Raw genomic sequence first — 19,318 nt, forward strand, 5'->3', positions numbered from 1 at the left:
CCCCAGCAGACACCCGACGGCGCCTTGAAGCGACTCGTCGCGGACCGGTGAATTCATTCACGCCATTTTTCATGAACGTTATATTACAAACAGTAAACGGAACATGCCCGCGTCATGTGCAGGCATCTGAGGGACGAAAAAGAACCGTGGTTGGGGCGCTTGACTCCAGCGTCCCAACCATGGTGACGAGTACCCACGACGCTCCTTGACGATCCTCAGTGGAGAGCCGGTAGGAGAGCGGCGGTTCCTCGAGGGCTCACTCCGTGCCGTGGCACGTCAGCCCCTTCTTGGGCATGGTGCCGGTGAGCAGGTAGGTGTCGACCGCCTTGGTGACGCAGGGGCCGCTCCCGGAGCTGGCGTAAGCCGTATGCCCGTTGCCCTCCCAGGTGAGGAGCTGGCCGGAGTCCAGCTGATCGGCCAGGGCCACGGCATCCTCGTACGGAGTGGCCGGGTCGCCGGTCGTCCCGATCACGAGGATCGGTGCGGACCCCTTGGCGTGGAGCGCCTTGGACGGCTGGGTGCCGGTGTGCCCCCAGGCCTGGCACCCCAGTTCGACTCCATCGAAAGTGGATGCGAAGCGGGGTGAGATCTTCTGCAGCTCCTCACTCTGCGCCTTCCAGGTGGCCATGTCGCCCTCGACCCGGTAGTCCAGGCAGTTGACGCTGATCAACGCACCGGTGTTGGCCAGGGGCTGAGCGTCAAGCTGGTCCGCGATAGACCTGAAGGCCCAGGCGTTATTCTCGTTGACGACCTCTCCAAATGCCTCATTTAGGGTGTCCCACGCGGTTTCCGGAGAATAGAGCATGACCGACACGACCTGCTTCATGTCGTCGCCCGTCACCGGACGGGTCACGTCCGAGGAGGGCACGGGCGACTGGTCGGCCGAGGTGAAGATGCCCCCGATCTGCTGGACGCCCGCGTCGACGTCACCGGACAGGGGACAGTTCTGCCCCGACTGGCACCAGGCGACATAGTTGCGCAGCGCCCGCTCGAAGCCCCGAGCCTGTCCCTTAATGAGCTCGGTGAAGCTGAGACTGGGGTCCTGGGCGCCGTCGAGGAACATGCGGCCGGTGTTGGCGGGGAAGAGCTCGGCGTAGTGAGCCCCCAGGTAGGTGCCGTAGGAGAAGCCCGCGTAGTTGAGCTTCTGGTCCCCGGACAGCGCCCGCAGCACGTCGAGATCCCGAGCCACCGAGACGGTGTCCACATGGTCGAGCAGCTCAGTCGGCTTGGTGTTTGCCGCACAACTGGCCTCGAACTGCTTGAACTGTGCGGAGATGACGGCGGCACGCTGCTCGAACGTCATGCCGCCTTCTCCGGCATTGACCGGAGTACCTTCCGACGCCGCCTCCAGCTCGGTGTCGGAGGTGCAGTTCACGGCGGTGGAGGAGCCGACACCGCGGGGGTCGAAGCCGATGATGTCGTAGGCCTGGTTGACGGTGGGCGAGAACTGGGTCTCGTTGTTCTCCACCATGTCCACCCCGGAGTAGCCGGGACCGCCGGGATTGGCGAAGAGGGTGCCCTGGCGCGTCGAGCCGGTGGCCAGGTGCTTCTTCATCGCGATCTCAATGGTCTGCCCATCCGGCTGGGAGTAGTCCAACGGCACTGTGACCTTGGCGCACTGAAAACCGGTCTTGTCAGCCGACTTCTCCACTCCTGCCGTGGCCACGCAGTCATACCACTCGACCTTCTGACCATAGAAGGACTCCAACCCCTTGGGCACCGCAGCCTTGGAATTGGAAGAGGCTGCCGGAGCCGGACCCGCGGCAGGCACCGCAGCCGCAGGAACCACGGCCCCCGCCCCCAGGCACACACCCGCCACAGCAGCCAGCACCCCGGCACCCACCCGACGACCTGAAGCGGTTCGACCCGAACAGGAAAAGTGTTTCACATCATTTTTCATGGTCGCCATATTACAAATGCTAAACGGAACATGCCCATGTCATCGGCAGGCATCTGAGGGACGAAAAAGAACCGTGGTTGGGGCGCTTGACTCCAGCGTCCCAACCACGGTGATGAGCATCCGCAGCACTCCTTGACGATCCTCAGTGCGGAACCTGCAAGAGGGCGGCGGTTCCTCGAGGGCTCACTCCGTGCCGTGGCACGTCAGCCCCTTCTTGGGCATGGTGCCGGTGAGCAGGTAGGTGTCGACCGCCTTGGTGACACAGGGGCCGTGCCCGGGATTCGAGTAGGCCGCGTGCCCGTTGCCCTCCCAGGTGAGGAGCTGGCCGGACTCCAGCTGATCGGACAGGGCCACGGCCCACTCGTGCGGAGTGGCCGGGTCGCCGGTCGTCCCGATCACGAGGATCGGTGCGGCTCCCTTGGCGTGGAGCGCCTTGGGCGGCTGGGTGCCGGTATGCCCCCAGGCCTGGCAGCCGAGGTCACCGGCCTCCGAGATGGTGGCGAAGCGGGGGGCGATTCTCTCCAGCTCCTTGCTCTGCGCCGTCCAGGCGGCCATGTCGCCCTCGACCCGGTAGTCCAGGCAGTTGATGCCGACCGTCGCACCCATGTTGACCAGCGGGTGAGCGGTGAGCTGGTCCACGATGGTCCTGAAGGTCGAGGCGTCGTGCTGGTTGATGACCTGTCCCAGGGCTTCATTCACGGTGCCCCAAGCAGCTTCCGGAGAATAGAGCAGGAGCCCCACGACCTGCTTCATCTCCTCGCCCGTGACCGGACGGTTCGGGTCCGAGGAGGGCACGGGCGACTGGTTGGCCGAGGTGAAGATGTCTCCGATCTGCTGGACGCCCGCGTCGACATCACCGGACAGGGGGCAGCTCTGCCCCGACTGGCACCAGGCGACGTAGTTGCGCAGCGCCCGTTCGAAGCCCAGGGCCTGCCCCTGCCTGCGTTCACTGTAGGTCAGGCTGGGGTCCATGGCACCATCGAGGACCAGCCGCCCGGTGTTGGCGGGGAAGAGCTCGGCGTAGTGAGCGCCCAGGTAGGTGCCGTAGGAGAAGCCCGCGTAGTTGAGCTTCTGGTCCCCGGACAGCGCCCGCAGAACATCAAGGTCTCGGGCCACCGAGACGGTGTCCACATGGTCGAGCAGCCCGGCCGGCTTGGTGTTCGCCGCACAACTGGCCTCCAGCTGCTTGAACTGCGTGGAGATGGCGGCGGCCCGCTGCTCGAATGTCGTGGCGCCGGCTGCGGCGTTGACTGGAGCGGCCCCCGCCATGGCCTTCACCTCGGTGTCGGAGGTGCAGGTGATGGCGGTGGAGGAGCCGACGCCGCGGGGGTCGAAGCCGATGATGTCGTAGGCGCTCTGCACGCCGGCGAAGGTCGTCGTCGCCATGACGCCAACGCTGTCCACCCCGGACCCACCGGGGCCGCCGGGGTTCATGAAGAGGGTGCCCTGGCGCGTCGAGCCGGTGGCCAGGTGCTTCTTCATCGCGATCTCAATGGTCTGCCCATCCGGCTGGGAGTAGTCCAACGGCACTGTGACCTTGGCGCACTGAAAACCGGTCTTGTCAGCCGACTTCTCCACCCCGGCAGTGGCCACGCAGTCATACCACTCGACCTTCTGACCATAGAAGGACTCCAGCCCCTTGGGCACCGCAGCCTTGGAATTGGAAGAGGCTGCCGGAGCCGGCCCCGCAGCAGGCACCGCAGCCGCAGGAACCACGCCGGCCCCCACCGCCAGGCACACACCCGCCACAGCAGCCAGCGCCCCAGCAGACACCCGACGATGCCGGAGGCCTCCGGATCGTCCCCCTTTGTCCACAACCGGGAGCAAGGACCGATCGGAGCAATTCCTTGGATGATGCTTCGTTCTCGTTATCGTTTCCATACCGAAGATGGTATGAACCGATCGGTCAGTGTGTGATCCCTCTCAGGGATGAGATGGACCGTTGCTCTCTCCCCCGCGAGCCCCATCGTCCTGCGGATCCTCGCAATGCACGAGCCCCCAGGACACGGCCCAGGCCCATATCCGATCGAGCTCCTCCTCCATGAGGTAGTGAGCCCGGGCCTCGGTGAGCGCCCGAGTACTCATTCCTCCCAGCGCCACCGTGCCTGCCTCGCTGCGCACTGTCGCCTGCACGCTCGGGCCTGCGCCGCGGATGGGACGAGCAGTTCGGGGGTCTCGAGCGATGACGAAGTCGTCCCGGGAGCCGGGCCAGGCGACGTCGTAGGAGCGCAGCAGCGTCCTGCTGTGGATACCGGTTCGGTCGAAGACGGTCCGCGGCCGCAGGGTCAGGTACCCCATGAGGAGGCACAGTGCCGCCGCGGCGAAGCAGGCGAGCATCCCCCGGTACTGCGCGTAGGTCATGATCGCCGCCCCGATGGCCACGCCCAGGGCGCCGACGGCGATGAGCCCCCAGGCGATGACTCGCTCCTGCGGGCTCGACCTACGGATGATCGGCTCGAACCGAGCGGCGCGGCCACCGCTTTCGGCCCCTGACTGTGTCACGGTCATGTCACGACTCTTGCACACCCGGCCGTGGCCGTCTTGGTTTTGGAGGTTGCGTCGGCCGGTGCTCCGGCCCTACGGAGGACACCTCACGCCACATCACAGGTCGGATGGGGCAGGGGGGGCTCACCGTCCTTCGGCCTGGGGGCGCAGCTGCACCATGAGCGCCTCGACGGCCAGCAGGGGGGCGGCGTTGGAGCGCAGGCGGCTGCGGCACTCCTCGATGGCCCCGATGCGGGCCAGGGACTGCTCGGGGCTGGTCGTGCGGGCGGCCTGGTCGACGGCGTCGGCCAGGTCGAGGTTGACGCGCTCGACGTCGCTGCCCATCTGGGTGGTCAGGACGTCGCGGTAGAAGGACAGCAGGTCGATCATGGCCCGGTCCAGGACGTCGGTGCGGGCGCGCTTGGCGCGGCGCTTCTGGTCCTCCTCGAGCTGACGGATCTGGGCTCGCAGGGCCGCCGGGATCTTCCCGTCGCTCTCCAGGCCGAGGGCGCGGGTGAGCTCGACCTTCTCGCGGGCGTCGCGCTCGGCGGTGGCCTCCTTGGCCTCGGACTCGGCGGCATCGACCAGGGAGGCGGCGGCCAGGACGGCGTCACCGACGCTGCGCAGCGAGACCGGGGCGAGCAGGAGACGGCGGCGGCGGTCCCAGGCGCCGGCGTCGGTGGCCAGATGGCGGGCGAGCCCGATATGCGACTGGCTGGCCCGGGCGGCTCGGGCGGCCAGCTCGGGGTCGGCGCCGTCTCGGCGCACGAGGAGCTCGGCGACGGCGTCGGCCGGCGGGATCCGCAGCGTCACCAGGCGGCAGCGGGAGCGGATGGTGGGCAGGACGTCGTCGGCGCTGGGGGTGCACAGCAGCCAGACGGTCTGGGGCGGGGGCTCCTCGATGGACTTGAGCAGGACATTGGTGGTGCGCTCGGCCATGCGGTCGGCGTCCTCGACGAGGATGACGCGCCAGCGTCCGGTCCAGGGGCGGCGCTGAGCCTCGCCGATGAGGGTCTTGACCTCCTCCATGGTGATGATGAGCTTCTCGGTGGTCAGGCGCACGACGTCGGGGTGGGATCCGGCCATGACGTCACGGCAGGGCTTGCACTGCCCACAGCCGGGCACGGGACCGGTGCACTGCAGGGCGGCGGCGAAGGCTCGGGCGGCATTCGAGCGGCCCGAGCCGGGCGGGCCGGTCACCAGCCAGGCGTGGGTCATGGCGAGCCCGACCGGCGATGTCGCTCCTGAGCCCGCTCCCCCGCCTCGCACGGCCTCGGGGGCGTCTCCGGCGGCGGCCTGCGCCTCGCGCTGCTCAGCGGCCTGGCGGGCGGCCTGGGCAGCGGCGGTGAAGGCTGCCACAGCGCTCTCCTGGCCGACGACGTCCTCCCACACACTCATGAGCGCGCCTCCTCGTCCGGCTCTGCGGCACTGCGGCGGGCGGCGGCCTCCACGAAGGCCTCCAGGCCGAGGAGCACGCCCTGGTGGGTCCCGCCGTGGGCGAGGTGAACACCGTGACGGCGCACCACGGCGACAACGGCCTCAATGACGTCGTCGGCCACCTGGTCGACGGGCCGATCGGCGTCGACGACGACGAAGCGTTCGGGCTCGGCCTGGGCCAGGGTGAGGAACTGCCGGCGCAGGGAGGTGCGGAAGGTGTCCCCCTCCTGCTCGAGGCGGTCCTTGGCGCCGCGGCCGGTGGTGCGTCGCTCGGCCAGGTCGGGGTCGCCGTCGAGCAGGATGGTCAGGTCCGGCAGGAGGCCCTCGGTGGCCCACAGGGAGAGGTCGCGGACCTCCTGGGGGCCGAGCGAACGGGCTGCCCCCTGGTAGGCGACCGAGGAGTCGAGGTAGCGGTCGGCCAGGACGACGGCGCCGCGCTCGAGGGCGGGCCTCACGCGGGTGGCGATGTGGTGGGCGCGGTCGGCGGCGTACAGGAGGGCCTCGGCGCGCGGGGCGACGTGCCCGCCGTGCAGGAGGAGGCGGCGGATCTCGACGCCGAGCTCCGTGCCGCCCGGCTCACGGGTGAGGATGTGGTCGACGTCCGCTGCGGCCAGAAGGTCGGCGAGGATACGGATCTGCGTCGTCTTGCCGACGCCGTCTCCTCCCTCGAAGGAGATGAACAGACCGGGGCTGGGCGTAGGCGGAACGGGGACGCCGGGAGCAGCGGGCGGGGCAGCGGTGGTCACAGGCCCAGGGTAACGGTCCATGGGGAAGGCCCCGGGAGCGTTGACCGGTCGCCGGCGAGCGCACTGGGCGAGGCGACGCCCTTTCCGTGAGGCGACACGTTACCGGCCACCGCCACTGGCGCTCTCAGGCGGCCCCCTCAGTGATCCTGCCTGAGGTAGATGCAGCGGCAGCCCCACCAGGAGGCGCCCAGCCCCACTGCGGAGAGCACGGCGATGAGCCCGAGCCCGTCGGCCAGCACCACCTGCTGGGGCATGGCCTCCAGCGCGATCAGCACCCCGATGACCGCGGGCAGAGTCACGACGACGCAGAAGGCAAGGCCCCACAACAGGTCGAGCACCGGCAGGGAGGAGGTTCCGCCGCGGGCCACAAGCAGGGGAGGCATCACCACGACAATCACCCCCAAGCCGATCAGGAACGTCAGATGCAGGCCCACGGCATCATCCGATGCCGCACCTCCGAGCAGCACCGCTGCGGAGCTCCCGAGGAGCAGGATCACCCAGCCGACCGCGAGCAGGAGGTAGCGGGCAGCCAGGACATCAAGACGGGTAACGGGCAGTGCCCCGTAGAGCTGGCGCATCCGGGCCTCACGGGAGGGCCGCCATAGCATCAGGCCCACCATCAACACCGCGGCTAGCAGGTAGTACACCAGCTTGTCCGGGGAGAAGGGCCCCAGCCACCCCCTCACTCCGGGCACGGCCGCTCCCAGGGCACCGAGCGCGCACAGCCCCAGCAGCGCCACGGTATCCCGTCGCCTCCAGGTGAAGAGCAGCTCCAGGCGCATGACGGCGCGCACCGTCTCCCACCGGGTCAGGGCGCCGGCCCCGCGACTCCCCGACGCCGCAGGCGCGTCGGCTGGGCGCACGGCAGTGGACTCACTCATGATCGTGTCCTTCTTCGTGACTCTATGTTCCTGATCAACCGTCAACAGCGCGTCCCACTCACATCGCCTGATCCTCAGTGGTCCTGCCGGGTGTAGATGCGGCGGCAGATCATCCAGGAGACGCCCAGTCCCGCTGGAACGAGCACGAGGAGCAGGGCCGTCAGGGCCAGGAGCATCCCGGACTGGGAGGCGGCGGTCAGGGATACCGCCTCGGAGCCCTTGACGAACCCGCCGAGCAGGCCCAGGACTGCGATCACCAGCATCATGACCACGATCCCCGTGAGGGGGCTGCGGTACCTGGCGAGCACCGGGAACATCACTGCGCAGATCCCCAGCACTGCCACCACCCACGCCAGCACGATCGCCCAGACCAGGGGATCGGCGGCGCCGAGGGCCCCGAGGAGATGGATGACGGCCAGGAGGACTGAGGCACCCCCGTAGGCCAGGCTGAGCAGGTAGTGGCCGGCAAGCACCTCCGAGCGGGTCACGGGCAATGCCCCGTAGAGCCGTAGGGCCCCTGAGGAGCGCGAGGGATCCCACAGGGTCAGGCACACCAACCCGCACAGGGTCAGGAGGAGGAATGGTGGGAAGATCGCCAGGACGAGCACCAGCGGAAGCGGGAGCACTACCCCCAGCCAGCGGTGCGCGGTAATACCGGCCTGCGCGATGAGGATCAGCCCTATCATCGTCGTCAGGTACACCTGATTCCAGGCAACCAGCTCCAGGCGCATCACGGCGCGCACCGTCTCCCACCGGGTCAGGGCGCCCCTCCCCCGCACTGCCGCAGGCGCACTGGGAACCTGAGTGCTGCAGGACTCGGCGGCAGTGGGCGGAGTGGGTACGGTCCGCGCAGCGGACACGACGGACTCGGACGTGGGCACGGACTCGGGCATGGTCGATCTCCTGACGTCGTTCTTTCTCTGTGGGGTCTCAGTGGTCCTGGCGCCCGTACCAGCGGAGGGCCACCACCAGGGAGGCGCCCAGGAGGGCGGGGCAGGCCAGGGCAGCCAGGACGACTGGCACCGGCTCGCCCAGCACCTCGGCCGCGGGTCCTGCCAGCAGCGGGATACCGCCGTAGAGGGCCCCGGCTCCCGCCCCGAGGCACAGCCCCCACACCCACAGGGCCCGTTCGGGGGCCAGGCACAGGAACAGGGGCAGCCCGAGGGCCGTGGACAGGCAGATGACGAGCAGGCCGGCCATGAGACCGCCCCAGTCACCGGTGAGAGCGGCCGCCGGTACGCAGACCAGGCCGGAGAGGAGCACCAGGGCGACCCCCTCGACCCAGCGGGCACCGACCAGCTCGCTGCGCCGCAGCGGCAGCGCCCCGTAGAGGCGCTCCATGTGGTGAGCGGACTCGACAGCGCCCTGGGCGTACTGGGCGCACAGTCCCAGGGCGATGCCCACCATCACCGTCGTCTGCAGACGGCCGGCCAGGACGTCCATGGCGATGAACGGCGCCAGCGCCAGGGGCAGGAGGAGCAGTGGACCACGACGGCGCAGCACGATGAGGTCGAGTCGCAGCACCGCCCCCACCCCGGCGAGCGCCGTCGCGCCGCTGCCCTCAGGGCCTGCCGGCCCAGTCGCCGCGGTCGCTCCGATGCCCCGGCTGCTATCGGGCGCTGTCCCCGTCGTCGTCCCCATCATCGTGGCGCTCACTGGTCCTGCTTGAGGTAGAGGCGGTGGCTCAGCGCCCACAGGCCGACGAGGGCGCAGGCCCCCAGGGCCAGGAGCAGGCCGTGGCCCGTCGTCGTCCGCAGTGCAAGGTCCCGGATCGGCCTGAAGCTGAGCACCAGCGCACCCAACCCCGCCAGGACCACGATCGCGTTCGCCCAGACGAGCAGGCCACGCCAACGCCCGAAGTGCAGGAACACGGGAATTCCCAGGGCCTGCCCCGTGATGACGACAAGGGGAACGTCGAGCAGATCACCCGGGAGCACACCCAGGGGGAGGCCTATGGCCGCGTAGAGGGCCGAGGCGGCCAGGAGATGCAGCACCGCGACCGCCCAGTAGGAGTTGACGACGTCGGCCCGGGAGACGGGCAGAGAGGCCAGCAGACGGTTGATGCCGGAGCGCTCGGCGATCACTCCCGATAGGCCCCCGGCCAGGGCGGCCCCCGTGAGGAATCCGCTGACCGGGACGATACTTCCGGAGACGAAGTTGACGGCGCCCATAATGAGGAGAAGGCCGAGGAGGGAGGGCAGAGGACCTCGCAGGCTCAGAAGGTGCAACCGCACCAGCGAGATCACCCGAGCGCCCCGTCCGGGCCCGGCCGCGGCGCCCCTCGTCATCGAGCCGGCCGGCACCTCGGCCACCGCGGCTGCCTCGGCGGGGTGCTCGCGTAGATCCGCGGTCATGAGGTCATTCACGGCCCGCCTCCTTGGCGATGTGCACGGCAAGGTCCTCGATGGTGGGAGCCTCGACGACGATACGGTCGGCCAGTGCCTCGGCGGTGTCGGCCGGCATCATGGCCTCCCAGCCCAGCGACGTGCTGCGCAGCCCGAGGCTGGCCTGGCGCACGGCGTCAGTCAGGTGCTCGGGGGTGCCGCGCACGAGTCGGAAGGAGCCGATGATCTCCTCGGCGGTGCCATTGGCCACGACCCTGCCCCGGCTGAGGATGACCAGGTAGTCGGCCAGCCGATCGAGGTCGGAGGTGATGTGGGTGGAGAACAGGATGGTGTGCCCCTCCTCCACCATGAACTGGGCGAGCATGTCCACTATCTCGGCTCGGGCCAGGGGGTCCAGTCCACCAGTGGGCTCGTCGAGGATGAGCAGCTCAGGATCGTGGGCCAGGGCCACCGCCATCTGCAGGCGCATGCCCATGCCCCGGCTGAGCTCCTTGACCTTCTTGGTGGGGTTGAGGCCCGCGGCCTGGAGCTCGGCGTCGTAGCGCTCCTGGGACCAGGCGGGGTAGAAGCGCCCGATGCCACGGCCCAGGTCCTTCAGGCGCCATTCGGGGTTGTAGGGCGGGGCGTCGAAGACGACGCCGATGCGCTCATGGCCCAGGGTGGTGGCCGAGCCGGCATCGGGGTGGATCATGCCCAGGGCGGCCTTGATGGTGGTGGTCTTCCCCGAGCCGTTGGCCCCGACGAAACCTGTCACGTAGCCGGCGGGGACGGAGAAGGTGACATCGCTGAGGCTGAAGTCCGGGTAGTGCTTCGTCAGGTGGGAGATCTCGACAGGGTTCACTGCTTGTCCTTGGAGGTGGTGGAGGTGGTGATGATGGTCTGAAGCATGGTGTGGAGCTCCTCGTCACTGAGCTGGGCCAGGCGCGCGCGCTCCACGGCGCGGTCGAGGTGCTCCTCGACCTCCCGCAGCACCTGCTCGCGCACCAGCTCGGAGTCCCGGGGCAGGACGAAGTAGCCCTTGCCGGGAACGTTGGCCAGGAAGCCGTCAGTGACGAGGTCGGAGTAGGCGCGGGTGGTGGTGATGACGCTGACACGCAGGTCCCGGGCCAGAGCCCGGATCGAGGGCAGCATCTCGTCGGCCTCCACCTGGCCCGTCAGGATCGCGTCCCTGACCTGCTGGGCGATCTGCTCGTAGATGGGAACTCCTGCCGTGTTGGACAGGACGACCGAGAGCGGCATGGCAACTCCTTCTGTACATGCACACTATAGACAGTAGGTGCACAGTGGAGTCAAGTGCTGTTCCACCCGCATACTGCGGGATACCGGCGGTCAGGGGCGGTGCAGGCCGACTCAGAGACGACCCCGGCGACCGGGCCCAGGAGCAGACCCAGTCGCCGGGTTCAGGAACAGGTCCGGTCACCGCGCCCCTCAGACGCCGCCACTGCTCGCTGTGGACTGCCGCTACGGCACCGGATGGGGAAGGCGGGGCGAGTCCGGACTCAGTCCCCGTTTCCCTGGAGACGGGTCTCGGTATTGGTCCCGAAATCCTCCACCTTCGGAGTGTTGCCGGCCCAGACCACCTCCGCGCCGCTTCCCTTGATGACGACGCGGTCGACGTCCTTGACGTAGACAGTCACGTTGCTACCGGAGACGGTCAGCAGGCCGACGTAGTCGACGAAGACCTTCGTGTTGCTGGCGGTGACACTGAGACTATCCACGTCACCCTCGATGCGGACGTCGTCGTTGGACTTGTCCAGGAGCATGGACGGGTTCGCCGAGACGGTCCGGTCCACGAACTCGAGGTCGCTCAGCCAGTCGCTGTCGGTGATGGACGCCCGAGCACCGGGACGGTCGCCGCTTGCGGGCTGGGCGCTGGCCACCGGGGCGCTGGCCGCGGGGGCGCTGGAACCGACGGCGGTAGGCGAGGTTTGTTCCTGCGCACTCGGCGCAGTGGTCTCCGATTGGGGCGCCTGGGAGTCGGTCGTCGCCGTCGTAGCCTGGGAGGCGGCCGCCGACTGCTTCGGGGCCGATTCCTCCTGGCCCGCTGCTGCGGCGGTCTCCTGGTCGGACGAGCCTCCGCCGACGGAGATGGAGCAGGCGCTGATGCCGGTCAGGGACAGGGCCACGAGGATGACGGCGGCCGTACGACGGGGACGGAGGGGATGAGTGGTCGGGGACATGGTTCTTCTCCGGTATTCAGATGCGGTGTGGGTGGGCGGGCGATATGACGAGCCGACCTGGTGGTCGGACGGTTCAGAAGGTCGGAACGAAGACCTCGACGCGGCGGTTGAGGCGACGACCGCCGGGGTTGTCGGATCCGTCGGGGTTCTCGTTGGGGGCTACCGGCTTGGTCTCGCCGAAGCCGACGGATTCGATCGAGGCGGTGACGCCGTCGGACTTCAGGGCGCCTGAGACGGCCTGCGCCCGCTGCTCGGAGAGGGTCTGGTTGGAGGCGTCGTCGGAGACGGAGTCGGTGTGGCCCTGCACCTGGACCTTGGGGGCCTTGGAGTCCTTGAGGACGGTGGCCAGGTTGGTCAGGGTGGTCGAGGCGTCGGAGCGCAGGTCGGATGAGCCGAAGTCGAACAGGACGCTGTCCTCCAGGGTGATGACGGTGCCGCAGGACTGCACCGGCTTGGCGGCGTCGATGGAGGGGAAGGTGCCGACCTTGCCGGCCTTGGGGACCGGCTTGGCGGAGATCGAGGAGCCGTCGACGATGGCGCTGCCGTCACCGAGGTTGGTGATGGAGACCTTGCCGTCGGAGTAGGTTCCCGAGCCGTCACCGTTGTTGGTGATGGAGACCTTGCCGTCGGAGTAGGTTCCCGAGCCGTCACCGTTGAGGGTGATGGACTCACCGGTGGAGGAGTCGCTGTAGGTCCCTGAGCCGTCGCCGTTGACAGTGACCGAGACGTGACCGTCGCTGTAGGTGCCCGATCCGTCACCGTTGACAGTGATGGAGACCTTGCCGTCGGAGTAGGTCCCTGAGCCGTCACCGTTGTTGGTGATGGAGACCTTGCCGTCGCTGAAGGTGCCCGAGCCGTCACCGTTGTTGGTGACCGAGGTGGATCCCGAGCTCGTGGTCATCGAGCCGTCGCCGCCCAGGACCGTCGAGCCGGAGACGAGCGATCCGCTCGCGTCGCAGCGGGCGGGCCTGACGGTAACGCCGGGCTGGGAGGTGATGGAGCGCGTGAGGTCCGGGGTGAAGACTCCGGTGGACTGGGTGAGCAGACTGAGGTCGGGCAGCGAGATCATGGGGATCGGGGGGATCTGTCCGGGCTCGTAGCCGGCAACGGCCTGCCCCGAGGAGCCCGCCGTTCCCGTCGCCGAGGCGGCGGCCCCGTCCGTGGTTCCGGCAGAGCCCTCGGAGTCCGAGGTGACCTGGGTCTGCGACTTCTGAGCCTGCGACGATGAACCGCCTCCGACGGACAGGGAGCACCCGCTCAGCGCGAGGGCGGCGATCAGGGAGAGGGAGGGCAGGGAGATGAGTGCTTTCGTCATGCCCCGAACGTTACTGAATCGTTGTCGCTGCGCGGTTCCCACCCTGTCGCAGTCCTGCGACAGGCCCCAGTGGGGTGACAGGGGCGTCCTCAGCCTCGACCGCCGGCACACCAAGCGCTCACGGCGTATCCGATGGGCCCGCCACGGGCAGGCTCAGCCAGACGCGGGTTCCCACACCCTCACGGGAGGCCATGCGCACGCTGCCGCCGTGGCGGCGCACGATCGTGGAGACCAGCGCCAGCCCCAGCCCCGAGCCCGGCAGGCCCCGGGCGTTGCCGGCCCGGGCCAGCTCGCTCCACACCGCCGGCAGGTCCGCCTGCGGCACCCCGATCCCGGTGTCGGCCACCTCGATGGTGACGGTTCCGGACTCCTCCCGACCGCGCACCTCCACGGTCCCGCCGGGCCGGGTGTACTTCGAGGCGTTGGAGATGACGTTGTAGACGGCCGAGTACAGCAGGTCGCCGTCACCGCGCACATGCGACAGCGGCCACGGCACCTGGGGCAGATCCAGGCGGATCTTGGGTGCGCCGCCACGCGCCACCCCCTCCTCACCGACCGCATGGGCGGCGTCGTGGACGGTCTCGGCGATATCGACGTCCTCCAGTGAGAGTGCGGCCGTCTCCAGGTCGGCCAGCTTGCGCAGGTCCGTCACCAAGCGCCCCATACGGCGGGCCTGGGCGTCGACGACGTCGACCCGGGCCTGCAGCTCCTGGGGCCGGGCCTGTGGCAGGTCGGCGACGGCGGCCCGCACCGCCGTCAGCGGATTCTTCAGCTCATGGTCCAGTCGACGCAGGAACTGCTGGTGACGGGACCACGCCTCCTCCTGGGCCTGACGTCGCCCCTGCTGCACCGCCAGGCGCAGCCTGCGGCGAATCACGGTCACAGTCAGGGCAACCAGCAGCAGAACGATCCCGATCTCCGCTACCACCAGTGGCATCGCCGTCGAGACGACCAGCGGGTCCAGTCCGAGGATCGCATAGGAGACCACCGCCGCAACGGCAACGGCCACCACCGCCAGCACCCATCCGATCCAGGCGATCCGCCGGGGCTTCTTCGTCGCGGGGTCCAGGTGGGTCGGGGCGGCTTCGGCGACGACTCCGGCCAAGGGCTCGACGGGTTGGGGTTCGGCCGCAGCCTGCTGGCGGCCCACCGGATCCCCCGCCATCGAGTAGCCGACCGGCGGCGCGCCCTGCGCTGCAGGCCGGGTGACCGGCATGGTGCGCGGCCCACCCGTGTCCACCGCCGGCTCCAGGTAACGGGTGCGGCCGTCCTGCACGGGCGCCGCGCGCGGTGGAACCGAGGGTGGCAGCTGCGGCGACGGTGGTATCGGCGACAGGCTCATGCCCGGACCTCGGCCCGGAATCGGTAGCCGACGGAGGGAACCGTCTCGATGTAGATGGGGTGGGCGGCGTCGTCGCCCAGAGCCTGGCGGATCTCGCGGATACGGTGGTCGACGGCGCGCGTCGAGGTGGCGAAGTCGATGCCCCACAGGGAGGCCAGCAGGTCGTCACGGGTGTGGAGCTCACCGGGATGGCTCATGAGGTAGTCCAGGAGCATCGTCGCCTTCGGGGTGAGCGTCACCTCGCGCCCCGACAGGGTCACTCGCCGCGAGGTCCGCTCCAGGAGCAGCTCTCCGGCCATGAGCCGGGAGGCGGAGGTCAGCGGCTGGGCCACGCCACGGGTGCGACGCAGCACCGCGCGGATCCGGGAGGCGAGCTCGGCGGGGTCGAAGGGCTTGGACAGGTAGTCGTCGGCGCCGTCGTCCAGGGCCGAGACCCGCTCGTAGGAGGCGTCCACCTGGGTGAGCAGGATGATGGGGGTCCAGGCCCCACCGGCCCTGACCCGCCGCACCAGCTCCCGCCCGTCCATCCTGGGCATGAGGACGTCGGAGACGATGATGTCCACCTGGAAGGAGGCCAGGAGGTCCAGGGCCTCCACCCCGTCCGAGGCGAGCAGGACCCGGCACCCGCCGCGCTCCAGGTAGGGGCCCAGCGAGCGGCGGATGGGGGCCTCGTCGTCGACGAGCAGGACGGTGGCGGACGGAGCCGGGGCAGCGGGCTGGGTCACGGCAGTCTCACTGGCTGAGCTTCCCGGTGGTGTTGTTGGCACCGGTGTCCTGGATCGTCGGGTCGTCGCCCAGCCAGTGGACGGTGACGCCCGAGCCCATGATGTTGAGGTGGTCGATGTCGCGGGCGTAGACGGTGACGTTGGAGCCCTGGACGGTGAGGTCGTCGATGTCCTCGGCAGCGATCTTGACGTCAGAGCCCTGAACCGTCAGCTTCTCGAGGTCGCCGACCAGGTTGAGCGTCGTTCCGGATCCCTGGACGGAGTAAGTGCCGGAGACCTCGGTGCGCTGCCCATTGCTCTGGATGTCCTTCCAGGTGGCGTCCGTGATGGGGGCGTCGTCACCGTCCTTGTCGTCGTCGTGATCGCCGTCCTTGCTGCTGGAGGCGGCGGGGGCCTGAGCCGAGCCGCCGGAGGAGGTCTGGGAGTCGGCCGTCGCAGCCTCCTTGGCATCGGTCTTGGACGAGTCCTTGGAGCCGGCGCCCTGAGAGTCCTTCTGCTCGGCCTGGGCGGCCGGCGTACCGGAGTCCCCGGAGCCGGAACCGTTGACGGACAGGGAGCAGGCGCCCAGACTCAGGGACAGGGCCAAAGCAGCAGTGCCGGCGAGAACAATCTTGGGCAGACGCATGATGGGATCCTCTCAGGAAACGTGTGGGGAGTTGTACAAAAAATACAATACCGGCCGATTGTCCCCTCCTCGTCGCAGTACTGTCGCAGAACTGCGACACAGGCCGCGACGATGATCACGGGGCACCCAGCTTGCGCGTGTGGGGACATTCTGCGCCAACGAGGACCCTTACGTACGGTCGGGGACATTCGACGCCGTCGGGGACAGGAATCCGGTCCCCGGACGCGCGGACTGTCCCCGACCGGAGGAAGACGCACCCCGGCGCGCAGAATGTCCCCGGCTGAGACCGGCGGCGGTGGTCCGCCCCACCGCCGCGGCCCCTTTTACTCCTCCTTCGAAGCAGCCGCCTTGCTCGTCGCCGTCTTCGCGGCGGTCTTCTTGGTGGCGGTGGTCTTCTTCGCCGTCGTCTTCTTGGCGGCGGTCTTGCGCGTCGTGGTCTTGCGCGTGGTGCGCTTCTTGGCCGGGCCCTTGGCGCGCTTGTCCGCGAGCAGCTCGAAGGCCCGCTCGGCGGTGATGGTGGCCGGGTCCTCACTGCGGGGCACGGTCACGTTGGTCTGCCCGTCAGTGATGTAGGGGCCGAAACGACCGTCCTTGATGACCACCGGCTTGTCAGTGGCCGGGTCCTGACCCAGCTCACGCAGCGGCCCGCGGGCGGCCGCCTGCCCTCGACGCCGCTTGGGCTGGGCGAAGATCTCCAGGGCCTGCTCCAGGGTCACGGCGAAGATCTGCTCCTCGGTCTCCAGGGAGCGCGAGTCCGTGCCCTTCTTGAGGTAGGGCCCGTAGCGGCCGTTCTGGGCAGTGATGTCCTCGCCCGACTCAGGATCCTGCCCGACGACGCGCGGCAGGCTCAGCAGGTCCAGGGCCTGCTCCAGCGTCACGGTCGACAGATCCATGGAGCGCAGGAGGCTGGCGGTGCGGGGCTTGGGTTTGGCCGCCTTCTTCGTCTTCGTGGACTTCGCCGCCTTCGCCGTCTTGGTCGCCGCCTCCCCGGCCTGGGCGGCTGCGGAGGCCTCAGCCCCGGCCGTCTCCTCCGGGTCTGGCAGGACCTCGGTGACGTAGGGGCCGTATCGGCCGTCCTTGGCGATGATGACGTGTCCGCTGACCGGGTCGACGCCGAGCTCGCGGCCATCGTCGGCGGCACGGGTGAAGAGCTCGCGGGCCTTGTCCACGGTCAGCTCGTCGGGGGCGAGGTCGGCCGGCACGTTGGCGCGCTTGCCCTCGGCGTCCTCCAGGTAGGGGCCGTAACGCCCCACCCGCAGGGTGATGCCCTCACCGATCTCGATGGAATTGACGGCGCGGGCGTCGATCTCACCGAGGTTGTCCACCAGGCCCTTGAGACCGTGGGCGCGCAGCGCGGCGGCCGCGGCGTCGAGATCACCCGAGGCGGCGGCCTGGGCGACCTCCTGTGCGACGGCGCCGCCCTGACCGTTGTAGAAGCGCCGCAGCCAGGCGACCCGGTCCTCCTCACCGGCGGCGATCCGGTCCAGGTCGCGCTCCATGGAGGCGGTGAAGTCGTAGTCGACGAGCTCGGCGAAGTTCTCCTCGAGCAGCCGGGTGACGGCGAAGGCGAGCCAGGTGGGCACCAGGGCCTGGCCGCGGTGGTCGACGTAGCCGCGGTCGGAGATCGTGGACATGGTGGCCGCGTAGGTCGAGGGGCGGCCGATCTCGCGCTCCTCGAGAGCCTTGACCAGGGATGCCTCGGTGTAGCGCGGCGGCGGCGTGGTCTCGTGGCCGGCGGCCTCGGCGGCCAGGGGGGCCAGCTCCTGGCCGGAGATCATCGCGGGCAGGCGCACGTCCTTGGAGTCCTTGGCGGCGGCGCCGGAGTCGTCCTGGTAGCGCTCGGCGTCGCGTCCCTCCTCGTAGGCGGCCAGGAAGCCGCGGAAGGTGATGACGGTGCCCGACGCCGTCAGACCGGCGGTGGAGAAGGTGGGGCCCGAGTCGCGCGACTCGCCGGCCGCCGGCGTCAGCGGCACCTCGACGGTCACGGTGGCGGTGGAGCCGACGGCGTCGGCCATCTGCGAGGCCACGGTCCGCTTCCAGATGAGCTCGTAGAGACGGAACTGGGCACCGGTCAGCTCGCCGGAGACCTGGGCCGGGGTGCGGAAGTGGTCGCCGGCGGGGCGGATCGCCTCGTGGGCCTCCTGGGCGCCCTTGGACTTGGAGGCGTAGACGCGGGGGCGCTCGGGGACGTACTCGGCCCCGTAGAGCTCGGCCACCTGCGAGCGGGCCGCGGCCACGGCCTGACCGGACAGGACCGTGGAGTCGGTACGCATGTAGGTGATGAAGCCGTTCTCGTAGAGGCCCTGCGCCACGCGCATGGTCTCGCGCGGGTTCATGCGCAGCTTGCGGGAGGCCTCCTGCTGGAGGGTGGAGGTGGTGAAGGGTGCCGCCGGGCGGCGCTTGTAGGGCTTGTCCTCCACACCGGCCACGCGCGGCTCTCCCCGACCGATGGCCTCGGCCACCGCGGTGGCCCCCACCTGGTGGAGGTGGACGGCGGAGGCCTTGAGCGCGGCGGGACGCAGCTGGCCGTCGTCGTTGAAGTCGCGGCCGGTGGCCACGCGCCGCCCGTCGAGGGTGACGAGCCGGGCGGTGAAGGAGGCGTCCTGGCGGGCGGCGACGTCCACTGCGGACAGGACGGTGGAGAAGGTGGCCTCCACTCCCCAGTAGGAGGCGGAGCGAAAGGCCATGCGCTCGCGCTCCCGCTCGACGACGAGGCGGGTGGCCACCGACTGGACGCGCCCGGCGGACAGGCCGGCGCGGACCTTGCGCCACAGGACCGGGCTGACCTCGTAGCCCACGAGGCGGTCCAGGATGCGGCGGGTCTCCTGGGCGTCGACGAGGTGGATGTCCAGGTCGCGGGTGTTGTCCAGGGCCCGGGTGACGGCCTCGCGGGTGATCTCGGTGAAGACCATGCGGCGCACCGGGACCTTGGGCTTGAGGACCTGCTGAAGGTGCCAGGCGATGGCCTCGCCCTCACGGTCGTCGTCAGTGGCCAGGTAGAGCTCGTCGGCATCCTTGAGGGCCTTCTTGAGCTGGGCGACCGTCTTCTTCTTGTCAGGGTTGACGACGTAGTAGGGGGTGAAGTCGTCCTCGACGTCGACCGCGAACTTCCCGTAGGGCCCCTTCTTCATGGTGGCGGGCAGCTCGGAGGGCTGCGGCAGGTCGCGGATGTGCCCCACGGAGGCCTCGACGTCGAACTCCGGACCCAGGTAGCCGGCGATGGAGCGCACCTTGTTGGGGGACTCCACGATGACGAGCTTGGTGGACACGTAAAGCCTTCCTCACGGGTGGTGCGCGGCTGGCCGCGGCTGGTTCACGACGTCGGCGGGCCCCTGCGA

The 19,318-nt window shown here is 69.4% G+C and carries 17 protein-coding genes; all 17 read right to left on the reverse strand.

What is annotated here, in order from left to right:
• Positions 1–256 precede the first annotated feature (256 nt).
• Complete coding sequence (locus BKH28_RS04305) at positions 257–1,900, reverse strand: alpha/beta hydrolase (protein ID WP_075417735.1); 1,644 nt, start codon at positions 1,898–1,900, stop codon at positions 257–259.
• Between the two features lie 183 nt (positions 1,901–2,083).
• Positions 2,084–3,781 (reverse strand): alpha/beta hydrolase, encoded by a 1,698-nt coding sequence (locus BKH28_RS04310; RefSeq protein WP_081380034.1) that lies wholly within the window; start codon positions 3,779–3,781, stop codon positions 2,084–2,086.
• Between the two features lie 42 nt (positions 3,782–3,823).
• Positions 3,824–4,408 carry a hypothetical protein gene (locus tag BKH28_RS04315; RefSeq protein ID WP_075417646.1) on the reverse strand — a complete coding sequence of 195 codons (585 nt, stop codon included), beginning with the start codon at positions 4,406–4,408 and terminating at the stop codon, positions 3,824–3,826.
• A gap of 120 nt (positions 4,409–4,528) precedes the next feature.
• Complete coding sequence (locus BKH28_RS04320) at positions 4,529–5,782, reverse strand: DNA polymerase III subunit delta' (RefSeq protein WP_075417647.1); 1,254 nt, start codon at positions 5,780–5,782, stop codon at positions 4,529–4,531.
• Positions 5,779–6,588 (reverse strand): dTMP kinase, encoded by an 810-nt coding sequence (tmk, locus tag BKH28_RS04325; protein WP_075417648.1) that lies wholly within the window; start codon positions 6,586–6,588, stop codon positions 5,779–5,781. Before tmk ends, BKH28_RS04320 begins: the two co-directional genes overlap by 4 nt.
• Positions 6,589–6,704: 116 nt before the next feature.
• Entirely contained in the window at positions 6,705–7,448 is a 744-nt protein-coding gene (locus BKH28_RS04330; RefSeq protein WP_143224063.1) for an ABC-2 transporter permease, read from the reverse strand.
• Positions 7,449–7,522: 74 nt separating this feature from the next.
• Positions 7,523–8,341 (reverse strand): ABC-2 transporter permease, encoded by an 819-nt coding sequence (locus BKH28_RS04335; RefSeq protein WP_075417649.1) that lies wholly within the window; start codon positions 8,339–8,341, stop codon positions 7,523–7,525.
• A gap of 37 nt (positions 8,342–8,378) precedes the next feature.
• The gene (locus tag BKH28_RS04340; protein WP_075417650.1) at positions 8,379–9,104 is read right to left on the reverse strand and encodes an ABC-2 transporter permease; all 726 of its coding nucleotides are present in this window, start codon (positions 9,102–9,104) and stop codon (positions 8,379–8,381) included.
• Positions 9,101–9,814, reverse strand: a complete 714-nt coding sequence (locus tag BKH28_RS04345) for an ABC-2 transporter permease (RefSeq protein ID WP_075417651.1) — start codon at positions 9,812–9,814, stop codon at positions 9,101–9,103. The genes BKH28_RS04340 and BKH28_RS04345 overlap by 4 nt, the downstream gene beginning before the upstream one ends.
• Positions 9,807–10,634, reverse strand: coding sequence for an ABC transporter ATP-binding protein (locus BKH28_RS04350; RefSeq protein ID WP_075417652.1), 828 nt, complete (start codon positions 10,632–10,634; stop codon positions 9,807–9,809). Before BKH28_RS04350 ends, BKH28_RS04345 begins: the two co-directional genes overlap by 8 nt.
• A complete protein-coding gene (locus tag BKH28_RS04355) occupies positions 10,631–11,032 on the reverse strand; it encodes a GntR family transcriptional regulator (RefSeq protein ID WP_009393341.1) in 402 nt (133 codons plus the stop codon). Before BKH28_RS04355 ends, BKH28_RS04350 begins: the two co-directional genes overlap by 4 nt.
• Before the next feature lie 260 nt (positions 11,033–11,292).
• Positions 11,293–11,973 carry a DUF3060 domain-containing protein gene (locus BKH28_RS04360; protein WP_075417653.1) on the reverse strand — a complete coding sequence of 227 codons (681 nt, stop codon included), beginning with the start codon at positions 11,971–11,973 and terminating at the stop codon, positions 11,293–11,295.
• Positions 11,974–12,046: 73 nt separating this feature from the next.
• Positions 12,047–13,288: an OmpA family protein gene (locus BKH28_RS04365; RefSeq protein WP_075417654.1), complete on the reverse strand. Its 1,242-nt coding sequence runs from the start codon at positions 13,286–13,288 to the stop codon at positions 12,047–12,049.
• Between the two features lie 118 nt (positions 13,289–13,406).
• Positions 13,407–14,630, reverse strand: coding sequence for a sensor histidine kinase (locus tag BKH28_RS04370; RefSeq protein ID WP_256695477.1), 1,224 nt, complete (start codon positions 14,628–14,630; stop codon positions 13,407–13,409).
• Positions 14,627–15,355: a response regulator transcription factor gene (locus BKH28_RS04375; RefSeq protein WP_075417655.1), complete on the reverse strand. Its 729-nt coding sequence runs from the start codon at positions 15,353–15,355 to the stop codon at positions 14,627–14,629. Before BKH28_RS04375 ends, BKH28_RS04370 begins: the two co-directional genes overlap by 4 nt.
• Positions 15,356–15,362: 7 nt before the next feature.
• Positions 15,363–15,980, reverse strand: coding sequence for a DUF3060 domain-containing protein (locus BKH28_RS04380; protein ID WP_075417656.1), 618 nt, complete (start codon positions 15,978–15,980; stop codon positions 15,363–15,365).
• A 323-nt stretch (positions 15,981–16,303) separates the two neighbouring features.
• Positions 16,304–19,249 (reverse strand): type I DNA topoisomerase, encoded by a 2,946-nt coding sequence (topA, locus tag BKH28_RS04385; RefSeq protein WP_075417657.1) that lies wholly within the window; start codon positions 19,247–19,249, stop codon positions 16,304–16,306.
• Between the last annotated feature and the right edge of the window lie 69 nt (positions 19,250–19,318).

The sequence above is a fragment of the Actinomyces oris genome (assembly GCF_001937665.1).
GTDB classification, from domain to species: Bacteria; Actinomycetota; Actinomycetes; order Actinomycetales; family Actinomycetaceae; genus Actinomyces; species Actinomyces stomatis.

Coding starts and splice junctions, on each gene's coding strand:
- BKH28_RS04305 (WP_075417735.1), bottom strand. CDS start 1,900: ATGAAAAATGATGTGAAACACTTTTCCTGTTCGGGTCGAACCGCTTCA.
- BKH28_RS04310 (WP_081380034.1), bottom strand. CDS start 3,781: ATGGAAACGATAACGAGAACGAAGCATCATCCAAGGAATTGCTCCGAT.
- BKH28_RS04315 (WP_075417646.1), bottom strand. CDS start 4,408: ATGACCGTGACACAGTCAGGGGCCGAAAGCGGTGGCCGCGCCGCTCGG.
- BKH28_RS04320 (WP_075417647.1), bottom strand. CDS start 5,782: ATGAGTGTGTGGGAGGACGTCGTCGGCCAGGAGAGCGCTGTGGCAGCC.
- tmk (WP_075417648.1), bottom strand. CDS start 6,588: ATGGACCGTTACCCTGGGCCTGTGACCACCGCTGCCCCGCCCGCTGCT.
- BKH28_RS04330 (WP_143224063.1), bottom strand. CDS start 7,448: ATGAGTGAGTCCACTGCCGTGCGCCCAGCCGACGCGCCTGCGGCGTCG.
- BKH28_RS04335 (WP_075417649.1), bottom strand. CDS start 8,341: ATGCCCGAGTCCGTGCCCACGTCCGAGTCCGTCGTGTCCGCTGCGCGG.
- BKH28_RS04355 (WP_009393341.1), bottom strand. CDS start 11,032: ATGCCGCTCTCGGTCGTCCTGTCCAACACGGCAGGAGTTCCCATCTAC.
- BKH28_RS04360 (WP_075417653.1), bottom strand. CDS start 11,973: ATGTCCCCGACCACTCATCCCCTCCGTCCCCGTCGTACGGCCGCCGTC.
- BKH28_RS04365 (WP_075417654.1), bottom strand. CDS start 13,288: ATGACGAAAGCACTCATCTCCCTGCCCTCCCTCTCCCTGATCGCCGCC.
- BKH28_RS04370 (WP_256695477.1), bottom strand. CDS start 14,630: ATGAGCCTGTCGCCGATACCACCGTCGCCGCAGCTGCCACCCTCGGTT.
- BKH28_RS04380 (WP_075417656.1), bottom strand. CDS start 15,980: ATGCGTCTGCCCAAGATTGTTCTCGCCGGCACTGCTGCTTTGGCCCTG.